We start from the raw sequence: 17,174 nt of genomic DNA, 5'->3' as shown, positions 1-17,174 counted from the left end.
CCACCTGATGTGGGCCTGCCGGGCCGGGCCGCCGTCACACCGGCCGGGCGGGCTGGTCAGCCCGCCCGGAGCGGATCAGCGGTAGTCGCCGGAGCTGCGGTAGTCGAACTCGTCCAGCGGGACGGCCTGGCCGGAGCCGGCACCGAACGCGCCGTACTCGACCGAGCCGCCGTCGTCGTAGCCGCTGACGGAGTACATCGCCGCACGCGCCTCGTCGGTCGGCTCCACCCGGATGTTGCGGTACCGGGAGATACCGGTACCCGCCGGGATGAGCTTTCCGATGATGACGTTCTCCTTGAGGCCGACCAACGAGTCCGAACGGGCGTTGATCGCCGCGTCGGTGAGCACCCGGGTGGTCTCCTGGAAGGAGGCCGCCGACAGCCACGACTCGGTGGCCAGCGACGCCTTGGTGATACCCATGAGCACCGGACGGGCCGAGGCCGGCTGACCGCCGGTCTCCACCACGCGGCGGTTCTCGCTCTCGAACCGGGCCCGCTCGACGAGCTCGCCGGGCAGCAGCGCGGTCTCCCCCGACTCCAGCACGTTCACCCGCTTGAGCATCTGGCGGATGATGATCTCGATGTGCTTGTCGTGGATCGACACACCCTGCGACCGGTACACCTCCTGCACCTGGTCGACCAGGTGCAGCTGCACCTGGCGCGGGCCGAGGATGCGCAGCACCTCGTGCGGGTCGACGGCACCGTCGATGAGCTGGGCGCCGACATCGACCCGCTCGCCCTCCCGCACCCGCAGCCGGGAGCGGCGGGACACCGGGTAGGCGATCTCCTCGCTGCCGTCGTCGGGGACGATGACGACCTTGAAGGTCTTCTCCGTCTCCTCGATCTTGACCCGGCCGACCACCTCGCTGATCGGGGCCTTGCCCTTGGGGCTACGGGCCTCGAACAGCTCGACGACTCGGGGCAGACCCTGGGTGATGTCGTCACCGGCGACACCACCCGAGTGGAAGGTACGCATCGTCAGCTGCGTACCCGGCTCACCGATCGACTGGGCCGCGACGATACCGACGGCCTCACCGACGTCCACCAGCTTGCCGGTGGCCAGCGAGCGGCCGTAGCACTGCGCGCAGACGCCCATCCGCGACTCGCAGGTGAGCGCCGAGCGCACCCGCACCGTCTCGATGCCGGCCTCGATGATCTGGCCGATGACCACGTCACCCGCGTCGGCCCCGGCCGGGACGACGACCTCGCCCTGGGCGTCGACGGCGTCGGAGGCCAGCGTGCGGGCGTACGCGGAGGTCTCCGCGTAACGGTCGCGCACCAGCGTTCCGTCCGGGCCCTTGCGCGCGATCCGGGTGAGGATGCCACGCTCGGTGCCACAGTCGTCATCGCGCACGATGACGTCCTGGCTGACGTCGACCAGACGACGGGTCAGGTAGCCGGAGTCGGCGGTCCGCAGGGCGGTGTCCGCGAGACCCTTACGGGCACCGTGCGTCGAGATGAAGTACTCGAGCACGGTGAGGCCCTCGCGGAAGTTCGCCTTGATCGGCCGCGGGATGATCTCACCCTTGGGGTTGGAGACCAGGCCACGCATGCCGGCGAGCTGCCGGATCTGCATCATGTTTCCGGCGGCCCCGGAGTTGACCAGCGTGTAGACCGGGTTGGTCTCCGGGAAGTTCGCCTCCATGGCCTCGGCGATCTTGTTCGTCGCCTCGGTCCAGATCTGGACCAGCTCGCTGCGGCGCTCCTCGTCGGAGAGGAAACCGCGGTCGAACTGCTTCTGCACCCGGTCGGCCCGCTGCTCGTACTCGTCGAGGATCTCGCCCTTGTTCGGCGGGGCGATGACGTCCTCGATCGCGACCGTCACACCGGACCGGGTGGCCCAGTAGAAGCCGGCGCTCTTGAGGGCGTCCAGCGTCGCCGCCACCTGGATCTTCGGGTACCGCTCGGCCAGGTCGTTGACGATCGCGGCCTGTGCCTTCTTGTTCAGCTGGGCGTTGATGAAGGGGTAGCCCTCCGGCAGCGCCTCGTTGAGCAGGCAGCGCCCGAACGTGGTCTCCAGGGTGAACGGGTCACCCGGCAACCAGTCCGCCGGCGGCACCCAGTCGGTCGGCGGCGTGCTCTCCCGCAGCCGCACCTGGATGCGGGCCTGCAGCTGGATCTCACGCGCGTCGAAGGCCATCTGCGCCTCGGCCACGCCGGAGAAGTACCGGCCCTCGCCGAGCGCGCCGTCAGCCATCCGGGACAGGTGGAACACCCCGGTGACCATGTCGAGGCTGGGCATGGCCAGCGGACGTCCCGACGCCGGCGACAGGATGTTGTTGCTCGACAGCATCAGGATCCGCGCCTCGGCCTGCGCCTCGGCGAACAGCGGCAGGTGCACCGCCATCTGGTCACCGTCGAAGTCGGCGTTGAAGGCGGTGCAGACCAGCGGGTGGATCTGGATCGCCTTGCCCTCGACCAGCTGCGGCTCGAACGCCTGGATGCCGAGCCGGTGCAGGGTCGGCGCCCGGTTGAGCAGCACGGGGTGCTCGGTGATGACCTCTTCGAGCACGTCCCACACGACGGGGCGGGCCCGCTCGACCATGCGCTTCGCCGACTTGATGTTCTGCGCGTGGTTGAGGTCGACCAGCCGCTTCATCACGAACGGCTTGAACAGCTCCAGCGCCATCTGCTTGGGCAGGCCGCACTGGTGCAGCTTCAGCTGCGGGCCGACGACGATGACCGAACGGCCGGAGTAGTCGACCCGCTTGCCGAGCAGGTTCTGGCGGAACCGGCCCTGCTTGCCCTTGAGCATGTCGGACAGCGACTTGAGCGGACGGTTGCCGGGCCCGGTGACGGGCCGGCCGCGGCGGCCGTTGTCGAACAGCGCGTCGACGGCCTCCTGCAGCATCCGCTTCTCGTTGTTGACGATGATCTCGGGCGCGCCGAGGTCGAGCAGCCGCTTCAGCCGGTTGTTCCGGTTGATGACCCGGCGGTACAGGTCGTTCAGGTCGGACGTCGCGAACCGGCCACCGTCGAGCTGCACCATCGGGCGCAGGTCCGGCGGGATGACCGGGACGCAGTCCAGCACCATCCCCATCGGGGAGTTGCGGGTGTTGAGGAACGCCGACACGACCTTGAGCCGCTTGAGCGCGCGGGCCTTCTTCTGCCCCTTGCCGCTGCGGATGGTCTCGCGCAGCGACTCCGCCTCGGAGGCCAGGTCGAACTCGGAGAGCCGGCGCTGCAGCGCCTCGGCGCCCATGCCGCCCTCGAAGTACTGGCCGAACCGGTCGCGCAGCTCGCGGTAGAGCAGCTCGTCCGGTTCCAGGTCCTGGACCTTCATGTTCTTGAAGCGCTCGAAGACCCGCTCGAGGTCGTCGATCTTGCGCTGCGAACGGTCCCGGATCTGGCGCATCTCGCGCTCGGCCGACTCGCGGACCTTGCGGCGCGCGTCGCCCTTGGCCCCTTCGGCCTCCAGCTGCGCGAGGTCCTCCTCCAGCTTGCGCTGGCGGGTCTCGACGTCGGCGTTCTTCTTGTCCTCGAGCTGCTGCTTCTCGACGCCGATACGGGCCTCGAGAGTCGGCAGGTCGCGGTGCCGACCGTCGGCGTCGACCTTGGTGATCATGTAGGCGGCGAAGTAGATGACCTTTTCCAGGTCCTTCGGCGCCAGGTCCAGCAGGTAGCCGAGACGGCTCGGCACACCCTTGAAGTACCAGATGTGGGTCACCGGGGCGGCGAGCTCGATGTGGCCCATCCGCTCACGACGCACCTTGGCGCGGGTTACCTCGACGCCACAGCGCTCACAGATGATGCCCTTGAACCGGACCCGCTTGTACTTCCCGCAGTAGCACTCCCAGTCCCGGGTCGGACCGAAGATCTTCTCGCAGAAGAGCCCGTCCTTCTCCGGCTTGAGGGTGCGGTAGTTGATCGTCTCCGGCTTCTTGACCTCACCGAACGACCACTGGCGGATGTCGTCCGCGGTGGCCAGACCGATGCGCAGCTCGTCGAAGAAGTTGACGTCCAGCAAGACTGTCGCCTGCTCTCTCTTTCTCAGTCGGGACGCTGCCGGGGCCCCCGGTCAGGCACCGGTGGGTGCCGCGCCGGGTGGCACGAGTGGACGGGGTCGGGGGCCTGGCCTGGCTAGACCAGGCCCCCCGTCACGTCAGACCTCCTCGACGCTGCTCGGCTCACGCCGCGACAGATCGATACCGAGCTCCTCCGCCGCGCGGAAGACGTCCTCGTCGGTGTCCCGCATCTCGATCGAGACACCGTCGCTGGACAGCACCTCGACGTTGAGGCACAGCGACTGCATCTCCTTGATGAGGACCTTGAACGACTCCGGGATACCGGGTTCCGGGATGTTCTCGCCCTTGACGATGGCCTCGTAGACCTTGACGCGGCCCACGACGTCGTCGGACTTGATCGTCAGCAGTTCCTGCAGGGCGTAGGCGGCGCCGTACGCCTCCAACGCCCACACCTCCATCTCGCCGAACCGCTGGCCACCGAACTGCGCCTTACCACCGAGCGGCTGCTGCGTGATCATCGAGTAGGGGCCGGTCGACCGGGCGTGGATCTTGTCGTCGACCAGGTGCAGGAGCTTGAGGATGTAGATGTAGCCGACCGCCACCGGGTACGGGTAGGGCTCCCCCGTGCGGCCGTCGAACAGCTCGGCCTTGCCCGAGGAGCCGATGAGCTGCGTACCGTCCCGGTTCGGCAGGGTGGCGTCGAGCAGGCCGGTGATCTCCTCCTCGCGGGCGCCGTCGAAGACCGGCGTCGCCACGTTCGTTCCGGGCGGGGCGGCGTCGGCGCCGATACCGCGCAGGCGCTCCTTCCAGTCCTCGGAGCCGGAGTCGACCTGCCACCCTGTCTTGGCCACCCACCCGAGGTGGGTCTCCAGGATCTGGCCGATGTTCATACGCCGCGGCACGCCGTGCGGGTTCAGGACGACGTCGACCGCGGTGCCGTCGGAGAGGAAGGGCATGTCCTCGACGGGCAGGATCTTGGCGATGACACCCTTGTTGCCGTGGCGGCCGGCGAGCTTGTCACCATCGGTGATCTTCCGCTTCTGGGCCACGTAGACGCGGACCAGCTCGTTCACACCCGGCGGCAGCTCGTCGCCGTCCTCCCGGGAGAACACCCGGACGCCGATGACCTTGCCGGACTCGCCGTGCGGCACCTTCAGCGAGGTGTCACGGACCTCCCGCGCCTTCTCACCGAAGATCGCGCGCAGCAGGCGCTCCTCCGGGGTCAGCTCGGTCTCACCCTTCGGGGTGACCTTGCCGACCAGCACGTCACCGGGCGAGACCTCGGCACCGATCCGGATGATGCCGCGCTCGTCGAGGTCCGCCAGGACCTCCTCGGCCACGTTCGGGATGTCCCGGGTGATCTCCTCCGGGCCCAGCTTGGTGTCCCGGGCGTCGACCTCGTGCTCCTCGATGTGGATCGAGGAGAGGACGTCGTCCTGGACGAGGCGCTGGGAGAGGATGATCGCGTCCTCGTAGTTGTGCCCCTCCCACGGCATGAAGGCGACGAGCAGGTTCTTGCCCAGCGCCATCTCGCCGTTGTCGGTGCACGGACCGTCCGCGATGACCTGGCCGGCCTCGACCCGGTCCCCCTCGAAGACGATCGGCTTCTGGTTGATGCAGGTGCCCTGGTTCGACCGGCGGAACTTCGCCAGCCGGTAGGTGCGCCGGGTGCCGTCGTCGTGCATGACGGTGATGTAGTCGGCCGACAGGTCCTCGACCACACCGGACTGCGCGCAGACGACGACGTCACCGGCGTCCTTGGCCGCGCGGGCCTCCATGCCGGTCCCGACCAGCGGGGACTCCGAACGCAGCAGCGGAACCGACTGGCGCTGCATGTTCGAGCCCATCAGGGCGCGGTTGGCGTCGTCGTGCTCGAGGAACGGGATCATGGCCGTCGCCACCGACACCATCTGGCGCGGCGAGACGTCCATGTAGTCGACCTCGTCCGGCGGGATGAACTCGACCTCACCGCCCTTACGGCGGACCAGGACGCGCTCCTCGGCGAACGAGCCGTCCGCGTTCAGCGGGGTGTTCGCCTGCGCCTTGACGTGCCGGTCCTCCTCGTCCGCGGTCAGGTAGTCGATCTGGCCGGTGACCCGGCCGTTCTCCACCTTGCGGTACGGGGTCTCGACGAAGCCGAACGGGTTGACCCGCGCGAACGTCGACAGCGAGCCGATCAGACCGATGTTCGGGCCTTCCGGCGTCTCGATCGGGCACATCCGGCCGTAGTGGCTGGGGTGCACGTCACGGACCTCGAAGCCGGCCCGCTCCCGGGACAGACCGCCGGGGCCCAGCGCCGACAGACGGCGCTTGTGGGTCAGGCCGGCCAGCGGGTTGGTCTGGTCCATGAACTGGGACAGCTGGCTGGTGCCGAAGAACTCCTTGATGGAGGCGACGACCGGCCGGATGTTGATCAGGGTCTGCGGCGTGATCGCCTCGACGTCCTGGGTCGTCATGCGCTCGCGCACGACGCGCTCCATCCGGGCGAGGCCCAGGCGGACCTGGTTCTGGATGAGCTCGCCGACGGTGCGCAGACGCCGGTTACCGAAGTGGTCGATGTCGTCGACCTCGTAGGTGTCCGGCTCCTGGCCCGCGTGCAGCTTGACGATGTACTCGATCGTGCGGACGACGTCGTCCTCGGTGAGGACGCCGACGTCGTACGCGACCTCGAGCTCCAGCTTCTTGTTGACCTTGTAGCGACCGACCTTCGCCAGGTCGTAGCGCTTCGGGTTGAAGAAGAGGTTCTCCAGCAGGGTCTGCGCCGACTCCCGCGTCGGCGGCTCGCCCGGGCGCAGCTTCCGGTAGATGTCGAGCAGCGCGTCGTCCTGGCTGGAGGTGTGGTCCTTCTCCAGCGTCACCCGCATCGACGGGAACTCGCCGAACCGCTCCAGGATGCGCGCCTCGTCCCAGCCCAGCGCCTTGAGCAGCACGGTGACCGACTGGCGGCGCTTGCGGTCGATGCGCACGCCGACGGTGTCCCGCTTGTCGATCTCGAACTCGAGCCAGGCCCCCCGCGAGGGGATGATCTTGCAGGAGAAAAGATCCTTGTCGGACGCCTTGTCGATCGCCTTCTCGAAGTAGACGCCCGGGGAACGGACGAGCTGGCTGACCACCACGCGCTCGGTGCCGTTGATGACGAACGTGCCCTTCGGCGTCATGAGCGGGAAATCGCCCATGAACACCGTCTGGCTCTTGATCTCGCCAGTGGTGTTGTTGGTGAACTCGGCGGTGACGAACAACGGCGCCGAGAACGTCATGTCCTTGTCCTTGCACTCCTCGACGGAGTACTTGGGAGGCTCGAACCTGTGATCCCGGAAGGACAGGGACATCGAGCCGGAGAAGTCCTCGATCGGGGAGATCTCCTCGAAGACCTCCTCGAGCCCGGAGGTGATGGGAACGTCGTCCTTACCGGCGTCGATGCTCTCCTGGACCCGCTCCGCCCAGGCGTCGTTACCGATCAGCCAATCGAACGACTGCGTCTGCAGGGCGAGAAGATCCGGGACCTCGAGAGGCTCGATGATCTTGGCGAACGAGATGCGGGAGGCGGAACGCGAGGCGGCCAAGGTGGTCCTTCCGGTGGCCTGATCGTGGGGCTGGCGTCGCGGATGTCAAGGATCCGTTTGGGGGTGGTCAGGTGATCAGTGTCTCGCTACGGTTATGCGGAACATCGGCGGGGGGTGCCCCGGCAATGCGACGATCCCGAGAGAGAGGCTCCTTCGCCGATACGACAGTCCGTCGGGCAATGCCCGCCCCCGCGGACGCCTGCGCGAACGGGGCGGTCGGGCCGAACCGGCCAAGTGGATCGAGCGGAGCAGCCGGGGCAGAGGTCCACGGGGCATCCGGGCCAGCGAAGGCTCCGGGCACGACAAAGCCGCCGCGGGTCTGGTCGGCAGGCGCTGGAATGCCCAGGCGCCGCCGGCGCGGCGGTCTCGGATCGGTGTGTCGGTGCAAGGGCGAGAAGTCTCGTTCGGGTCTCGTTGCGGACAGCCGGGCCGCCGTGCTCGCGAACGAGGCACGGCCACGCCGCTCTCGCGTCACCCGAACCCGCTGGGGCGGCGAGCCCTCGGCCACTGGGCCAGAGAGCCGCGGACCGCTCCGCAGCGCGAACCCGATCACCCGATGGGGCCGGATCCCGATGTCGAACGTGTTACCGACGAGCCCGATGTAACGAGAAAGACAGCGCAAACTAGCAGTGTAGCCGAGGGCTTCACTGCTGGCAAGGACGAGACATGATCAAGTCACGCGCCGCTTCCCGACGAAGGTTCGCAAAACGATGGAACTCCGTTGCCCGGGAGCTCGTCAAGGGCCCGAAGCCAACATCGTCTCGGGCAAGGGCCCGCGCTGACTGGCAGTTCCGGCCGAGGCCGGCCCCGGAGGCGGGGTCAGCCCGCCGCCGAGAGCCCGCCCGCCGCATACGGACATGCGTCGTGAAAAGGCCATTCATGCATGAAGACGGCGATTCGAGCAGGCGGTCCGCCTCCCGGCCCGGCCGCCCGCAGGCCGCCAGCCCCCCGCACCTCGTCACGCTGCGCACCGGCCCCGACCGACGGACAGCACATAGGTCTTACCACCGATGGCGCCCGTCTGACGCCCGCCACCAGTCGGCGTCGCCGCCGCGACCAAGTACGGCCTGAGGATCGCGGTCGCCAGGACGGCGATCCTCAGCTCCTCGAGCTGCCGCTACTGCCGCTACTGCCGCCGCCGCGGCCACTGCCGTCGGCCAGGACTTGAGGATCCTGGCCGCGAGAGAGCCTGTAGCAGAATCCTGAGATGCGGCGGATCCGAGTTACCGGCGTGGGCCTGGCGGAACCGCGCCGATGGAACGCGAACTCCGCCCGCACGGGCACCCATCGAGGATCCCGCGCCTCCCGCACAGCATCGGCAATTCACCTCATGAGGCGCAGAAGGGGCGCAGGGCTGCCTGGTGACCCGCAAGAAGGAAGAATCTTGGTCGTCGGAACGACCAGAACCGTTCACTCCTGCGACCCGCCAAACCGGGCCTACCAGGACCGGGCCTACCAGGACCGGGCCTGCCGGGCTACCTGGCACTCGGAGGTCCGGCCGCGTTCGAGGAGCGCGAACCTTTCCGCCCACCGATTAGCGATCTTGATGGGCGCCAGCCTGCGACAGGCTCGCGAACGACCAGAATCCTCAACGCTTCGGGCCGCCACTGCGGCTGCCGCCTGCCCGTGGCGACAGCAGCCGCGTCCGCCCGCGTACCGATCTTGACTGGCGCGATTCCGCGATCGACTGGTCGCCGGAACGACGCCGGCCCCCGGCCCCCCGGCCCCGGCCGGCGACCCGCAGCCGCACAGACACACCACCGGACGCGGCGAAGCCCCGCCCTGGAGAAGTCCAGGACGGGGCTTCAGATGCCACAGGTGCCGCTGGCGGCACCCGGCGAACTACTTGACGGTGACCGTGGCGCCAGCGCCCTCGAGAGCCGCCTTGGCCTTCTCAGCGGCCTCCTTGGCAACCTTCTCGAGGACGGGCTTCGGCGCGCCGTCGACGAGGTCCTTGGCCTCCTTGAGGCCCAGGCTGGTGAGCGCGCGGACCTCCTTGATGACCTGGATCTTCTTGTCGCCGACGGCCTCGAGGATCACGTCGAACTCGTCCTGCTCCTCGGCCGCGGCAGCCTCGCCGCCGCCGCCACCGGCAGCCGGCGCGGCCGCGACGGCGACCGGAGCGGCAGCGGTCACGCCGAAGGTGTCCTCGAACTCCTTCACGAACTCGGAGAGCTCGAGGAGAGTCATCTCCTTGAAGGCGTCGAGAAGCTCGGTGGTCGAAAGCTTCGCCATGGTGGCGGTTCCTTCCTGGTAATGCCGATCAGGTGATCCGGCGCCCGGTCAGCCGGGCCTTCGTGCGGGGGATGGTCCGTGGTGAGCGGGGATCGCTCAGGCGTCGGTGGCAGCGGCCTCGGCCGCGGCCGGCTCGGCGCCGGCCGTCGCCTCGCGCTGCGCGCGCAGCGCCTCGGCGAGGCGGGCGACCTGGGACAGCGGAGCCGCGAACAGGCCGACCGCCTTCGCCAGGGAGCCGTTCATCGCCCCGGCCAGCTTGGCGAGCAGCACCTCGCGGGATTCCAGGTCGGCGAGCTTGCGGATCTCGTCCGCGGTCATCGCCTTGCCCTCGACGAACCCGCCCTTGACGATCAGGGCCGGGTTGGCGCGGGCGAAGTCCCGCAGCCCCTTCGCCGCCTCGACGGGGTCGCCCCCGACGAAGGCCACGGCGGTCGGGCCGACGAGCAGGTCATCGAGGCCGGAGACCCCGGCCTGCTCTGCCGCGATCTTGGTGAGGGTGTTCTTGACCACCGCGTAACGAGTGGTCTCGCCGAGGGTGCGACGCAGCTCGGTGAGCTGGCTCACCGTGAGGCCGCGATACTCGGTCAGCACCGCGGCGGTCGAACCACGGAACTCCTCGGCGATCTCCGCCACGGCGGCGGTCTTCTCCGAGTTCGCCATCGGGCTCCTTCAGGTGTCGGCCGGCCATGCCGACAAGCCCTGGAAACAACGAACGCCCCGGCGCAGCGAGGCGCGGGGGCGTCAAGAACATCCGACTGTGCCCGGGAGGCTGGCGGCCCATCGGAGTGGACGACCAGCGAACCTGACGGTCTTCGTTACGACTTCCCGTTCGCCACCTGCGCGGGCCGCTCGGAAATCCGAGCCTTCGGCCTCCAGTGCCTGGATCCCGCGACAACCGGAACCCTGACAGCTGAAGAACGACCAGCGGTCTTCGGTGTGGAACTGTTCGCAATGGTAGCAGGCATCGGCGCAGGAACGAACGAAGGGGCACGCCCGAAAAACGGTGCGTGCCCCTTCGGAGTCCGCGCGCGACGCCCGCGCGCGATGTCAACGCGCGACGTCTGCGACGCCCGGTCAGACCGGGGTCTCCTCCAGGAGGTTGCGGGTCCGGTTCGGGTCCACCGGGATACCGGGGCCCATCGTCGTCGCGAAGGTGATCTTCTTGAGGTAACGGCCCTTCGCCGCGGACGGCTTGACCCGGACGATCTCGTCCAGCGCCACGCCGTAGTTCTCGATGAGCTGCGCCTCCGAGAAGCTCACCTTGCCGATGACAATGTGCAGGTTGCCCTGCTTGTCGACCCGGAAGTTGATCTTACCGCCCTTGATGTCACCGACGACCTTGGCCACGTCTAGGGTGACCGTCCCGGTCTTCGGGTTGGGCATCAGGCCACGCGGGCCGAGGATACGGGCGATCCGGCCGACCTTCGCCATCTGGTCCGGCGTGGCGACCGTGGCGTCGAAGTCGAGGAAGCCCTCCTGGATCCGCGCGACCAGGTCGTCGCTGCCGACGACATCCGCACCGGCGGCGGTGGCCTCGGCGGCCTTCTCACCGGCGGCGAAGACGGCGACCCGCGGCGACTTTCCGGTGCCGTGCGGCAGGTTGACCGTGCCGCGGACCATCTGGTCCGCCTTGCGCGGGTCCACACCGAGACGGATCGCGACCTCGACGGTCGCGTCGTACTTCGTGGAGGACGTCTCGCGGGCCAGCTTCGCGGCCTCGAGCGGGCTGTAGAGAGCGGCCCGGTCGATCTTCTCAGCCGCGGCGCGGTACGCCTTGCTGCGCTTCATGTGCTCTCCCTGTGGTGTTGGCGGGTCCTGGCCACCCGACACCGGGCCCGGCGTGATCCCGGACAGGGTCGGAACGGAACAGGCCCTCCCACATGACTGGCCGTGACGGAGTCGTCGCGGCGTCGCGTTCGTGGTCGTGCAGTGTTCGTGGTTGTGCAGCGCCCGTGGTCGTAGAGCTCCGTGGTCACACGGCGACCACGGAAGGGGCTCACTCGCCGACGGTGATACCCATCGACCGAGCGGTGCCCGCGATGATCTTCTCTGCCGCCTCGAGGCTGTTCGCGTTCAGGTCGGGCAGCTTCGTCTGGGCGATCTCACGGACCTGGGCCGGCGTCAGCTTCGCGACCTTGACCCGGTGCGGCGTGCCGCTGCCCTTGTCGACACCGGCGGCCTTGAGGATCAGCCGCGCGGCCGGCGGGGTCTTGGTGACGAAGGTGAAGGAACGGTCGTCGTACACCGTGATCTCGACCGGCACGACGTTGCCGGCCTGCGACTCGGTGGCCGCGTTGTACTGCTTGCAGAACTCCATGATGTTCACGCCGTGCTGGCCGAGGGCCGGGCCGACCGGCGGGGCCGGGGTCGCCTTGCCGGCGTTGATCTGGAGCTTGATCAGCGCAGTGATCTTCTTCTTCTTGGGAGGCATCTGTTCGTCTTCCTACCGGAGTTCTACGGAGCGGATCAGATCTTCGCGACCTGGTTGAACTGGAGCTCGACCGGCGTCTCCCGACCGAAGATGGAGACAAGCACCTTGAGGCGCTGCGCGTCGAGGTTGATCTCGCTGATGGTGGCAGGCAGGGTGGCGAACGGGCCGTCCATGACCGTGACGGACTCCCCGACCTCGAACTCCTGGGCCTTGACCGTCTCGACCTTCTTCTCCTTCGGCGCGACCGGCGCGAGGATGGCGACCACCTCTTCGCGGCGCAGCGGCGAAGGCCGGTTCGTGAGGCCCACGAACCCGGTCACACCCGGCGTGTTCCGGACCGCCGACCAGGACTGGTCGGTGAGATCCATCCGGACGTAGATGTAGCCGGGGTACTTCTTCTGCAGGACGAGCTGGCGCTTGCCGTTCTTGACCACCGGGACCTCCTCGGTGGGCACCTCGATCTGGAAGATGTAGTCCTCCATGTTGAGGCTGGAGATCCGGGTCTCGAGATTGGCCTTGACCTTGTTCTCGTAACCCGCGTAGGAGTGCACGACGTACCACTCGCCCGGCGCCTCCTCCAGCGCACGGAGCAGGTCGTCGGCGTCGTCCTCCGCCGGCTCGGCCTCGGCGGCCGGGGCCGTCTCCGCCGCCGAGGGCACGTCCGCCTCCGCCTGGTCGGCCGACTCGGCCTGGTCTACCGACTCGGCGTCGTCCACGTCGGGTTCGGCCGCGGCATCCGTGCTCGCGACCTCGTCGCGTTCGAACGCCGCGACGGGGTCGAGGCGTTCGAGCGCCTCCCCCTGCTCGGAGGAAGCGTGCTCGGGAGACTGGGACACGCGGCCGATCCTTTTCTCGTGGACGGATGCACTGGTGGGTGGTTCTGTCGCTGACGGCCGTCACCCGCCGAACGGCCCTTCTGGACTGGACCCGCCCGCGGTGCCCGCCTGTGGCCGGCACCTCAACCCGCGCACGACGCGACGGGGCGAACCGGATCAGGCCGGAACCGGCCAGGCCAGGCACTGGGCCACGCCGACCATCGGTCAGCCCGGCTCGGAGCCCGACGCGGCCTCGGTATCAGCCGAAGACCGCGAGGACCGCCTTCGTCAGGCCGAAGTCAAGGCCAGCAACGAAGGCCGTCATCACCGTGACGAAGACGAGCACGACGATCACGTAGGTGACCAGCTCGCTACGCCCCGGGTAGACGACCTTGCGGAGCTCCCCGATGACCTCGCGGACGAACTGACGAATCCTGCGGACAATCGAGAACGGCGACCGACGACGGTCAGCCCGCGCGGACCGGCCGGCCCGCGGTGCCGCGTCACGCGTATCGGTCGCCACTCAGCTCCACCCACTCGTTCGTCGGTCCAACGCAGGGGCGACAGGACTCGAACCTGCAACCGCCGGTTTTGGAGACCGGTGCTCTACCAATTGAGCCACGCCCCTTAGACGTACTCGAACTTTTGGGCCCGCAAGCGGGCCCGACAGACCGAGCGGATCGAGCATACCCCGTCATCGCCCAGAAGCTCGCCACACGGTGCTCTTGGACGTCCGCTAGTCGCCCCAGGACGGGCCGGACGGGCCGGCCCCAGACCGCTCCCCCGTGGCAGCATGGCGACCCATGAGCAGGATCTCCCACCGCATCGCAGGCATCGCGCCCTCCGCGACCCTAGCCGTCGACGCGACCGCCAAGGCGATGCGCGCCGCGGGCAGGGACGTGATCGGCTTCGGTGCCGGCGAGCCCGATTTTCCCACGCCCGAGCACATCGTCGCCGCCGCGGAGAAGGCGTGCCGCGCACCGGCCATGCACCGCTACACCCCGGCCGCGGGCCTGCCGGACCTGCGTGAGGCCGTCGCGGAGAAGACCAGGCGGGATTCCAACCTGGTCATCGAGCCGAGTCAGGTCCTCATCACCAACGGCGGCAAGCAGGCCGTCTACCAGTCGTTCGCGACCCTGCTCGACCCCGGCGACGAGGTCCTCCTGCCGGCGCCCTACTGGACGACCTATCCCGAGGCGATCCGACTCGCCGGCGGTGTCCCCGTCGATGTCGTGACCGGCCCTGACGCCGGTTATCGGGTGACCGTCGAGCAGCTCGAGGCCGCCCGGACCCCCCGCACCAAGGTTCTGCTGTTCTGCTCGCCGTCGAACCCGACCGGCGCCGTCCACACGCCGGAGGAAGTCCGAGCCATCGGCCGCTGGGCAGCCGAGGCCGGCATCTACGTGATCAGCGACGAGATCTACGAGCACCTCGTCTACGGCGACGCGCGCTTCTCCTCGATGCCCGTCGAGGCACCGGAGCTCGGCGACCGGTGGATCGTCGTCAACGGTGTGGCCAAGACCTACGCGATGACCGGTTGGCGGGTCGGCTGGATGATCGCCCCGCTCGACATCATCAAGGCAGCCACCAACATGCAGTCCCACGCCACGTCGAACGTCTGCAACGTCGCGCAGGCCGCGGCGCTCGCGGCCGTCGCGGGTCCCCTCGACGCCGTCTACGAGATGCGGACGGCGTTCGACCGCCGCCGCAAGACCATGCACGAGATGCTCGTCCAGATCCCGGGCGTGCAGTGCCCGCTCCCGGACGGCGCCTTCTACGCCTACCCGTCACTGGAGGGCGTGATCGGCCGCACCCTGCGGGGGAAGACCCCGACCACCTCCGGCGACCTGTGCCAGCTCATCCTGGAGGAGGCCGGCGTCGCGATCGTCCCCGGCGAGGCCTTCGGCACCCCGAACTTCGCCAGGCTGTCCTACGCCCTCGGGGACAACGACCTGGTCGAGGGTGTCCGGCGGCTCGCGGCGCTGCTGGCCGAGGCGGCCTGAGCGGCTCCCGAAGCACTCCGAGTTCCCAGCACGGGCCCCGCGGCGAGCCGCCGCGGGGCCCGTGCCCGTCTCACGGCCTCACAGCCGTCTCACGGCCTCACAGCCGGCCCCTGAGCTGGCCGCCGCTCCCACTCGCCTGCGGGCTGCCCGACCCGCCGACGGGGCCCGGCCACCGTTCAGGAAAGCTGGACCGTCGCCCGCGCGGCCATGAGGACCTTGGCACCCTGGTGGCGAACTGTGAGGTTCACCACGACGCGGCCACCGTCCAGCTTCTTCTCGACAACGCCCTGGACCGAGACCTGGGCGCCCTCGTCGTCGTCAGGCACCACAATCGGTGAGGAAAACTTCACACCGTACTCGAGTACCGCCCCCGGATCACCGGCCCAGTCGGTGACCAGACGACCCGCGGTGGCCATCGTCAGCATGCCGTGCGCGAGCACCCCCGGCAGCCCCGCCTCCTGGGCCACCCGCTCGTTCCAGTGGATGGGGTTGAAGTCTCCCGAGGCACCGGCATACCGCACCAGATCGGACCGGCGCAGGGTGAAGATCCGGTCACCGATCTCGGTGCCCACGGCAACCTCGTCATAGCTGACAGTGCTGACGGTGGAAGGCATCCACAGCTCCGATCGGTCGTTCACCGCGGCGGAGCCGTGCCGCGGGACACCAGACTGCAGGTCCCCTCGGCGACGAGCTCGCCGCTCGTCGTCAGGAAGTCGTACGCCGTGACGAGCACCTCGTTGCGCCCGACCGGCCGAATGGAGGCCAGCGTCGACCGCACGACCAGCTCGTCGCCGGCCACCAACGGCCGGTGGAAGGTGAATCTCTGCTCGCCGTGCACGACGAGCGAGTAGTCCAGCCCCAGCGCCGGATCGTCGGTCGGCAGGCCGAGGCTTCCCGGAATGGTGGTGACCAGGAACGTCGGCGGCGCGAGCAGATCGGCGTGACCGGCTGCCTTCGCCGCCGCCACGTCGTGGTACAGCGGATTGTCGTCGCCGATCGCACGGGCGAACTGGCGGATGTGCTCACGGCCCACCTGGAAGGGCACCTCGGACGTGTAGCTACGACCGACGAAGTCCTGGTTCAACGGCACAGCACGCTCCGATCTCGACGAGGGCCCGACGTCGGCGGGATCGGATCGGGCCACGCCGGTCCATCCGACCGGTTCAGGACCCTACCGGGCGCGGCGTCGTGCCAGCCTGGACAGAGGCCAGAACAGCAAAGAACCCGGGCGGGTCCGAGAGATTTCGGACCCGCCCGGGCAAACATCTCTGACGGTCACCGGTGGAAGCTGAAAAGCCGCCAGTGCCGGGAACGGCGATGCGATCCACCGCCTGCCGCGAGAGTGTGACCTCGATCGGTCAGCGGGTCTCGCGGTGCTCCGTGTGCGTGCGGCAGTTCGGGCAGAACTTGCGCAGCTCGAGACGGTCGGGGTCGTTCCGCCGGTTCTTGCGCGTGATGTAGTTGCGGTGCTTGCACACCTGACACGCCATTGTGATCTTCGGACGAACGTCGGTGGCAGCCACGGCGAGAGGCCTCTTCCTGTCTCGAATGCTTACAAGCCAAGGGGTCGCGACTCACCAGACCCCCTGGGGGTTACACGGTGCGCCGCGACCCGATGGTAGCGGTGGCCGGACTTGAACCGGCGACACAGCGATTATGAGCCGCTTGCTCTGCCAGACTGAGCTACACCGCCAGGACGGATCACCGCCGGGCGAAGACCCGAAGACAGTATAAGCGGACGTACCACTTACTGCCGATCACGATCCCACCCGGCACCGGACCGCCTGAGCCCCTTTACGGAATCGAACCGTAGACCTTCTCCTTACCATGGAGACGCTCTGCCGACTGAGCTAAAGGGGCGTGTTCGCGGGACTCACGTTACACGACTCCGGAGCCTTCGTGGCGGGCGGGCCCCCATCAGTTTGACGAGCCGACACGTGGTCAGCCGGGCAGGCCGCCAACCCACCCCACAACACCCCACTCCTCGCAACATCTCCCCTTGATCACAACTCTCGACCGCCACCCCTGATCGGCGCCGCGCGACTGCGGGACGTCACGACGCCGTCGACCACCCACCGTCGGGTTGTCGACGCTGCGCGACGACTTCGACAGACGAAACACCACCAAGGCCGCATCGGCGCGGATCCGAGTGACGGCCAGCCC

12 protein-coding genes and 3 tRNA genes are annotated in these 17,174 nt (G+C 68.6%); 1 reads left to right on the top strand and 14 read right to left on the bottom strand.

What is annotated here, in order from left to right; translation table 11 throughout:
• Positions 1-75: 75 nt before the first annotated feature.
• From ACG83_RS34260 to ACG83_RS34220, 9 genes are all read right to left on the bottom strand, one after another.
• On the bottom strand, positions 76-3,966 hold the full coding sequence (locus ACG83_RS34260; protein WP_054570424.1) for a DNA-directed RNA polymerase subunit beta': 3,891 nt from the start codon (positions 3,964-3,966) through the stop codon (positions 76-78).
• 135 nt (positions 3,967-4,101) lie between these two features.
• A complete protein-coding gene (gene rpoB, locus ACG83_RS34255; RefSeq protein WP_054570423.1) occupies positions 4,102-7,527 on the bottom strand; it encodes a DNA-directed RNA polymerase subunit beta in 3,426 nt (1,141 codons plus the stop codon).
• A 1,842-nt stretch (positions 7,528-9,369) separates the two neighbouring features.
• On the bottom strand, positions 9,370-9,762 hold the full coding sequence (rplL, locus tag ACG83_RS34250) for a 50S ribosomal protein L7/L12 (protein WP_054570422.1): 393 nt from the start codon (positions 9,760-9,762) through the stop codon (positions 9,370-9,372).
• Positions 9,763-9,858: 96 nt separating this feature from the next.
• Complete coding sequence (gene rplJ / locus ACG83_RS34245; RefSeq protein WP_054570421.1) at positions 9,859-10,422, bottom strand: 50S ribosomal protein L10; 564 nt, start codon at positions 10,420-10,422, stop codon at positions 9,859-9,861.
• Between the two features lie 414 nt (positions 10,423-10,836).
• Entirely contained in the window at positions 10,837-11,550 is a 714-nt protein-coding gene (gene rplA / locus ACG83_RS34240; protein WP_054570420.1) for a 50S ribosomal protein L1, read from the bottom strand.
• 208 nt (positions 11,551-11,758) lie between these two features.
• Positions 11,759-12,193, bottom strand: a complete 435-nt coding sequence (rplK, locus tag ACG83_RS34235; RefSeq protein WP_054570419.1) for a 50S ribosomal protein L11 — start codon at positions 12,191-12,193, stop codon at positions 11,759-11,761.
• Positions 12,194-12,228: 35 nt separating this feature from the next.
• Positions 12,229-13,029, bottom strand: a complete 801-nt coding sequence (nusG, locus tag ACG83_RS34230; RefSeq protein WP_054570418.1) for a transcription termination/antitermination protein NusG — start codon at positions 13,027-13,029, stop codon at positions 12,229-12,231.
• A 238-nt stretch (positions 13,030-13,267) separates the two neighbouring features.
• Entirely contained in the window at positions 13,268-13,531 is a 264-nt protein-coding gene (secE, locus tag ACG83_RS34225; protein WP_006539116.1) for a preprotein translocase subunit SecE, read from the bottom strand.
• 32 nt (positions 13,532-13,563) lie between these two features.
• Positions 13,564-13,636 (bottom strand) — tRNA-Trp (locus ACG83_RS34220).
• A gap of 175 nt (positions 13,637-13,811) precedes the next feature.
• Between ACG83_RS34220 and ACG83_RS34215 the strand changes: the two genes are divergently transcribed.
• Positions 13,812-15,011, top strand: a complete 1,200-nt coding sequence (locus ACG83_RS34215) for a pyridoxal phosphate-dependent aminotransferase (protein WP_006539115.1) — start codon at positions 13,812-13,814, stop codon at positions 15,009-15,011.
• Between the two features lie 176 nt (positions 15,012-15,187).
• Here the strand turns inward: ACG83_RS34215 and ACG83_RS34210 are convergent, their stop codons facing one another.
• The 5 genes from ACG83_RS34210 to ACG83_RS34190 form a co-directional block, all read right to left on the bottom strand.
• Positions 15,188-15,625, bottom strand: a complete 438-nt coding sequence (locus tag ACG83_RS34210) for a MaoC/PaaZ C-terminal domain-containing protein (RefSeq protein WP_054570656.1) — start codon at positions 15,623-15,625, stop codon at positions 15,188-15,190.
• Positions 15,626-15,645: 20 nt separating this feature from the next.
• A complete protein-coding gene (locus ACG83_RS34205) occupies positions 15,646-16,101 on the bottom strand; it encodes a MaoC family dehydratase N-terminal domain-containing protein (RefSeq protein WP_006539113.1) in 456 nt (151 codons plus the stop codon).
• A 268-nt stretch (positions 16,102-16,369) separates the two neighbouring features.
• Entirely contained in the window at positions 16,370-16,534 is a 165-nt protein-coding gene (rpmG, locus tag ACG83_RS34200) for a 50S ribosomal protein L33 (RefSeq protein WP_006539112.1), read from the bottom strand.
• Between the two features lie 93 nt (positions 16,535-16,627).
• Positions 16,628-16,704, bottom strand: a tRNA-Met gene (locus ACG83_RS34195).
• A 94-nt stretch (positions 16,705-16,798) separates the two neighbouring features.
• Positions 16,799-16,871, bottom strand: a tRNA-Thr gene (locus ACG83_RS34190).
• Positions 16,872-17,174 lie beyond the last annotated feature (303 nt).

The sequence above is a fragment of the Frankia sp. R43 genome (assembly GCF_001306465.1).
Classification (GTDB): Bacteria; Actinomycetota; Actinomycetes; order Frankiales; family Frankiaceae; genus Parafrankia; species Parafrankia irregularis.
The sequence above is the reverse complement of the archived record's forward strand: the minus strand, read 5'-3'. Positions and strand labels throughout refer to the sequence as shown.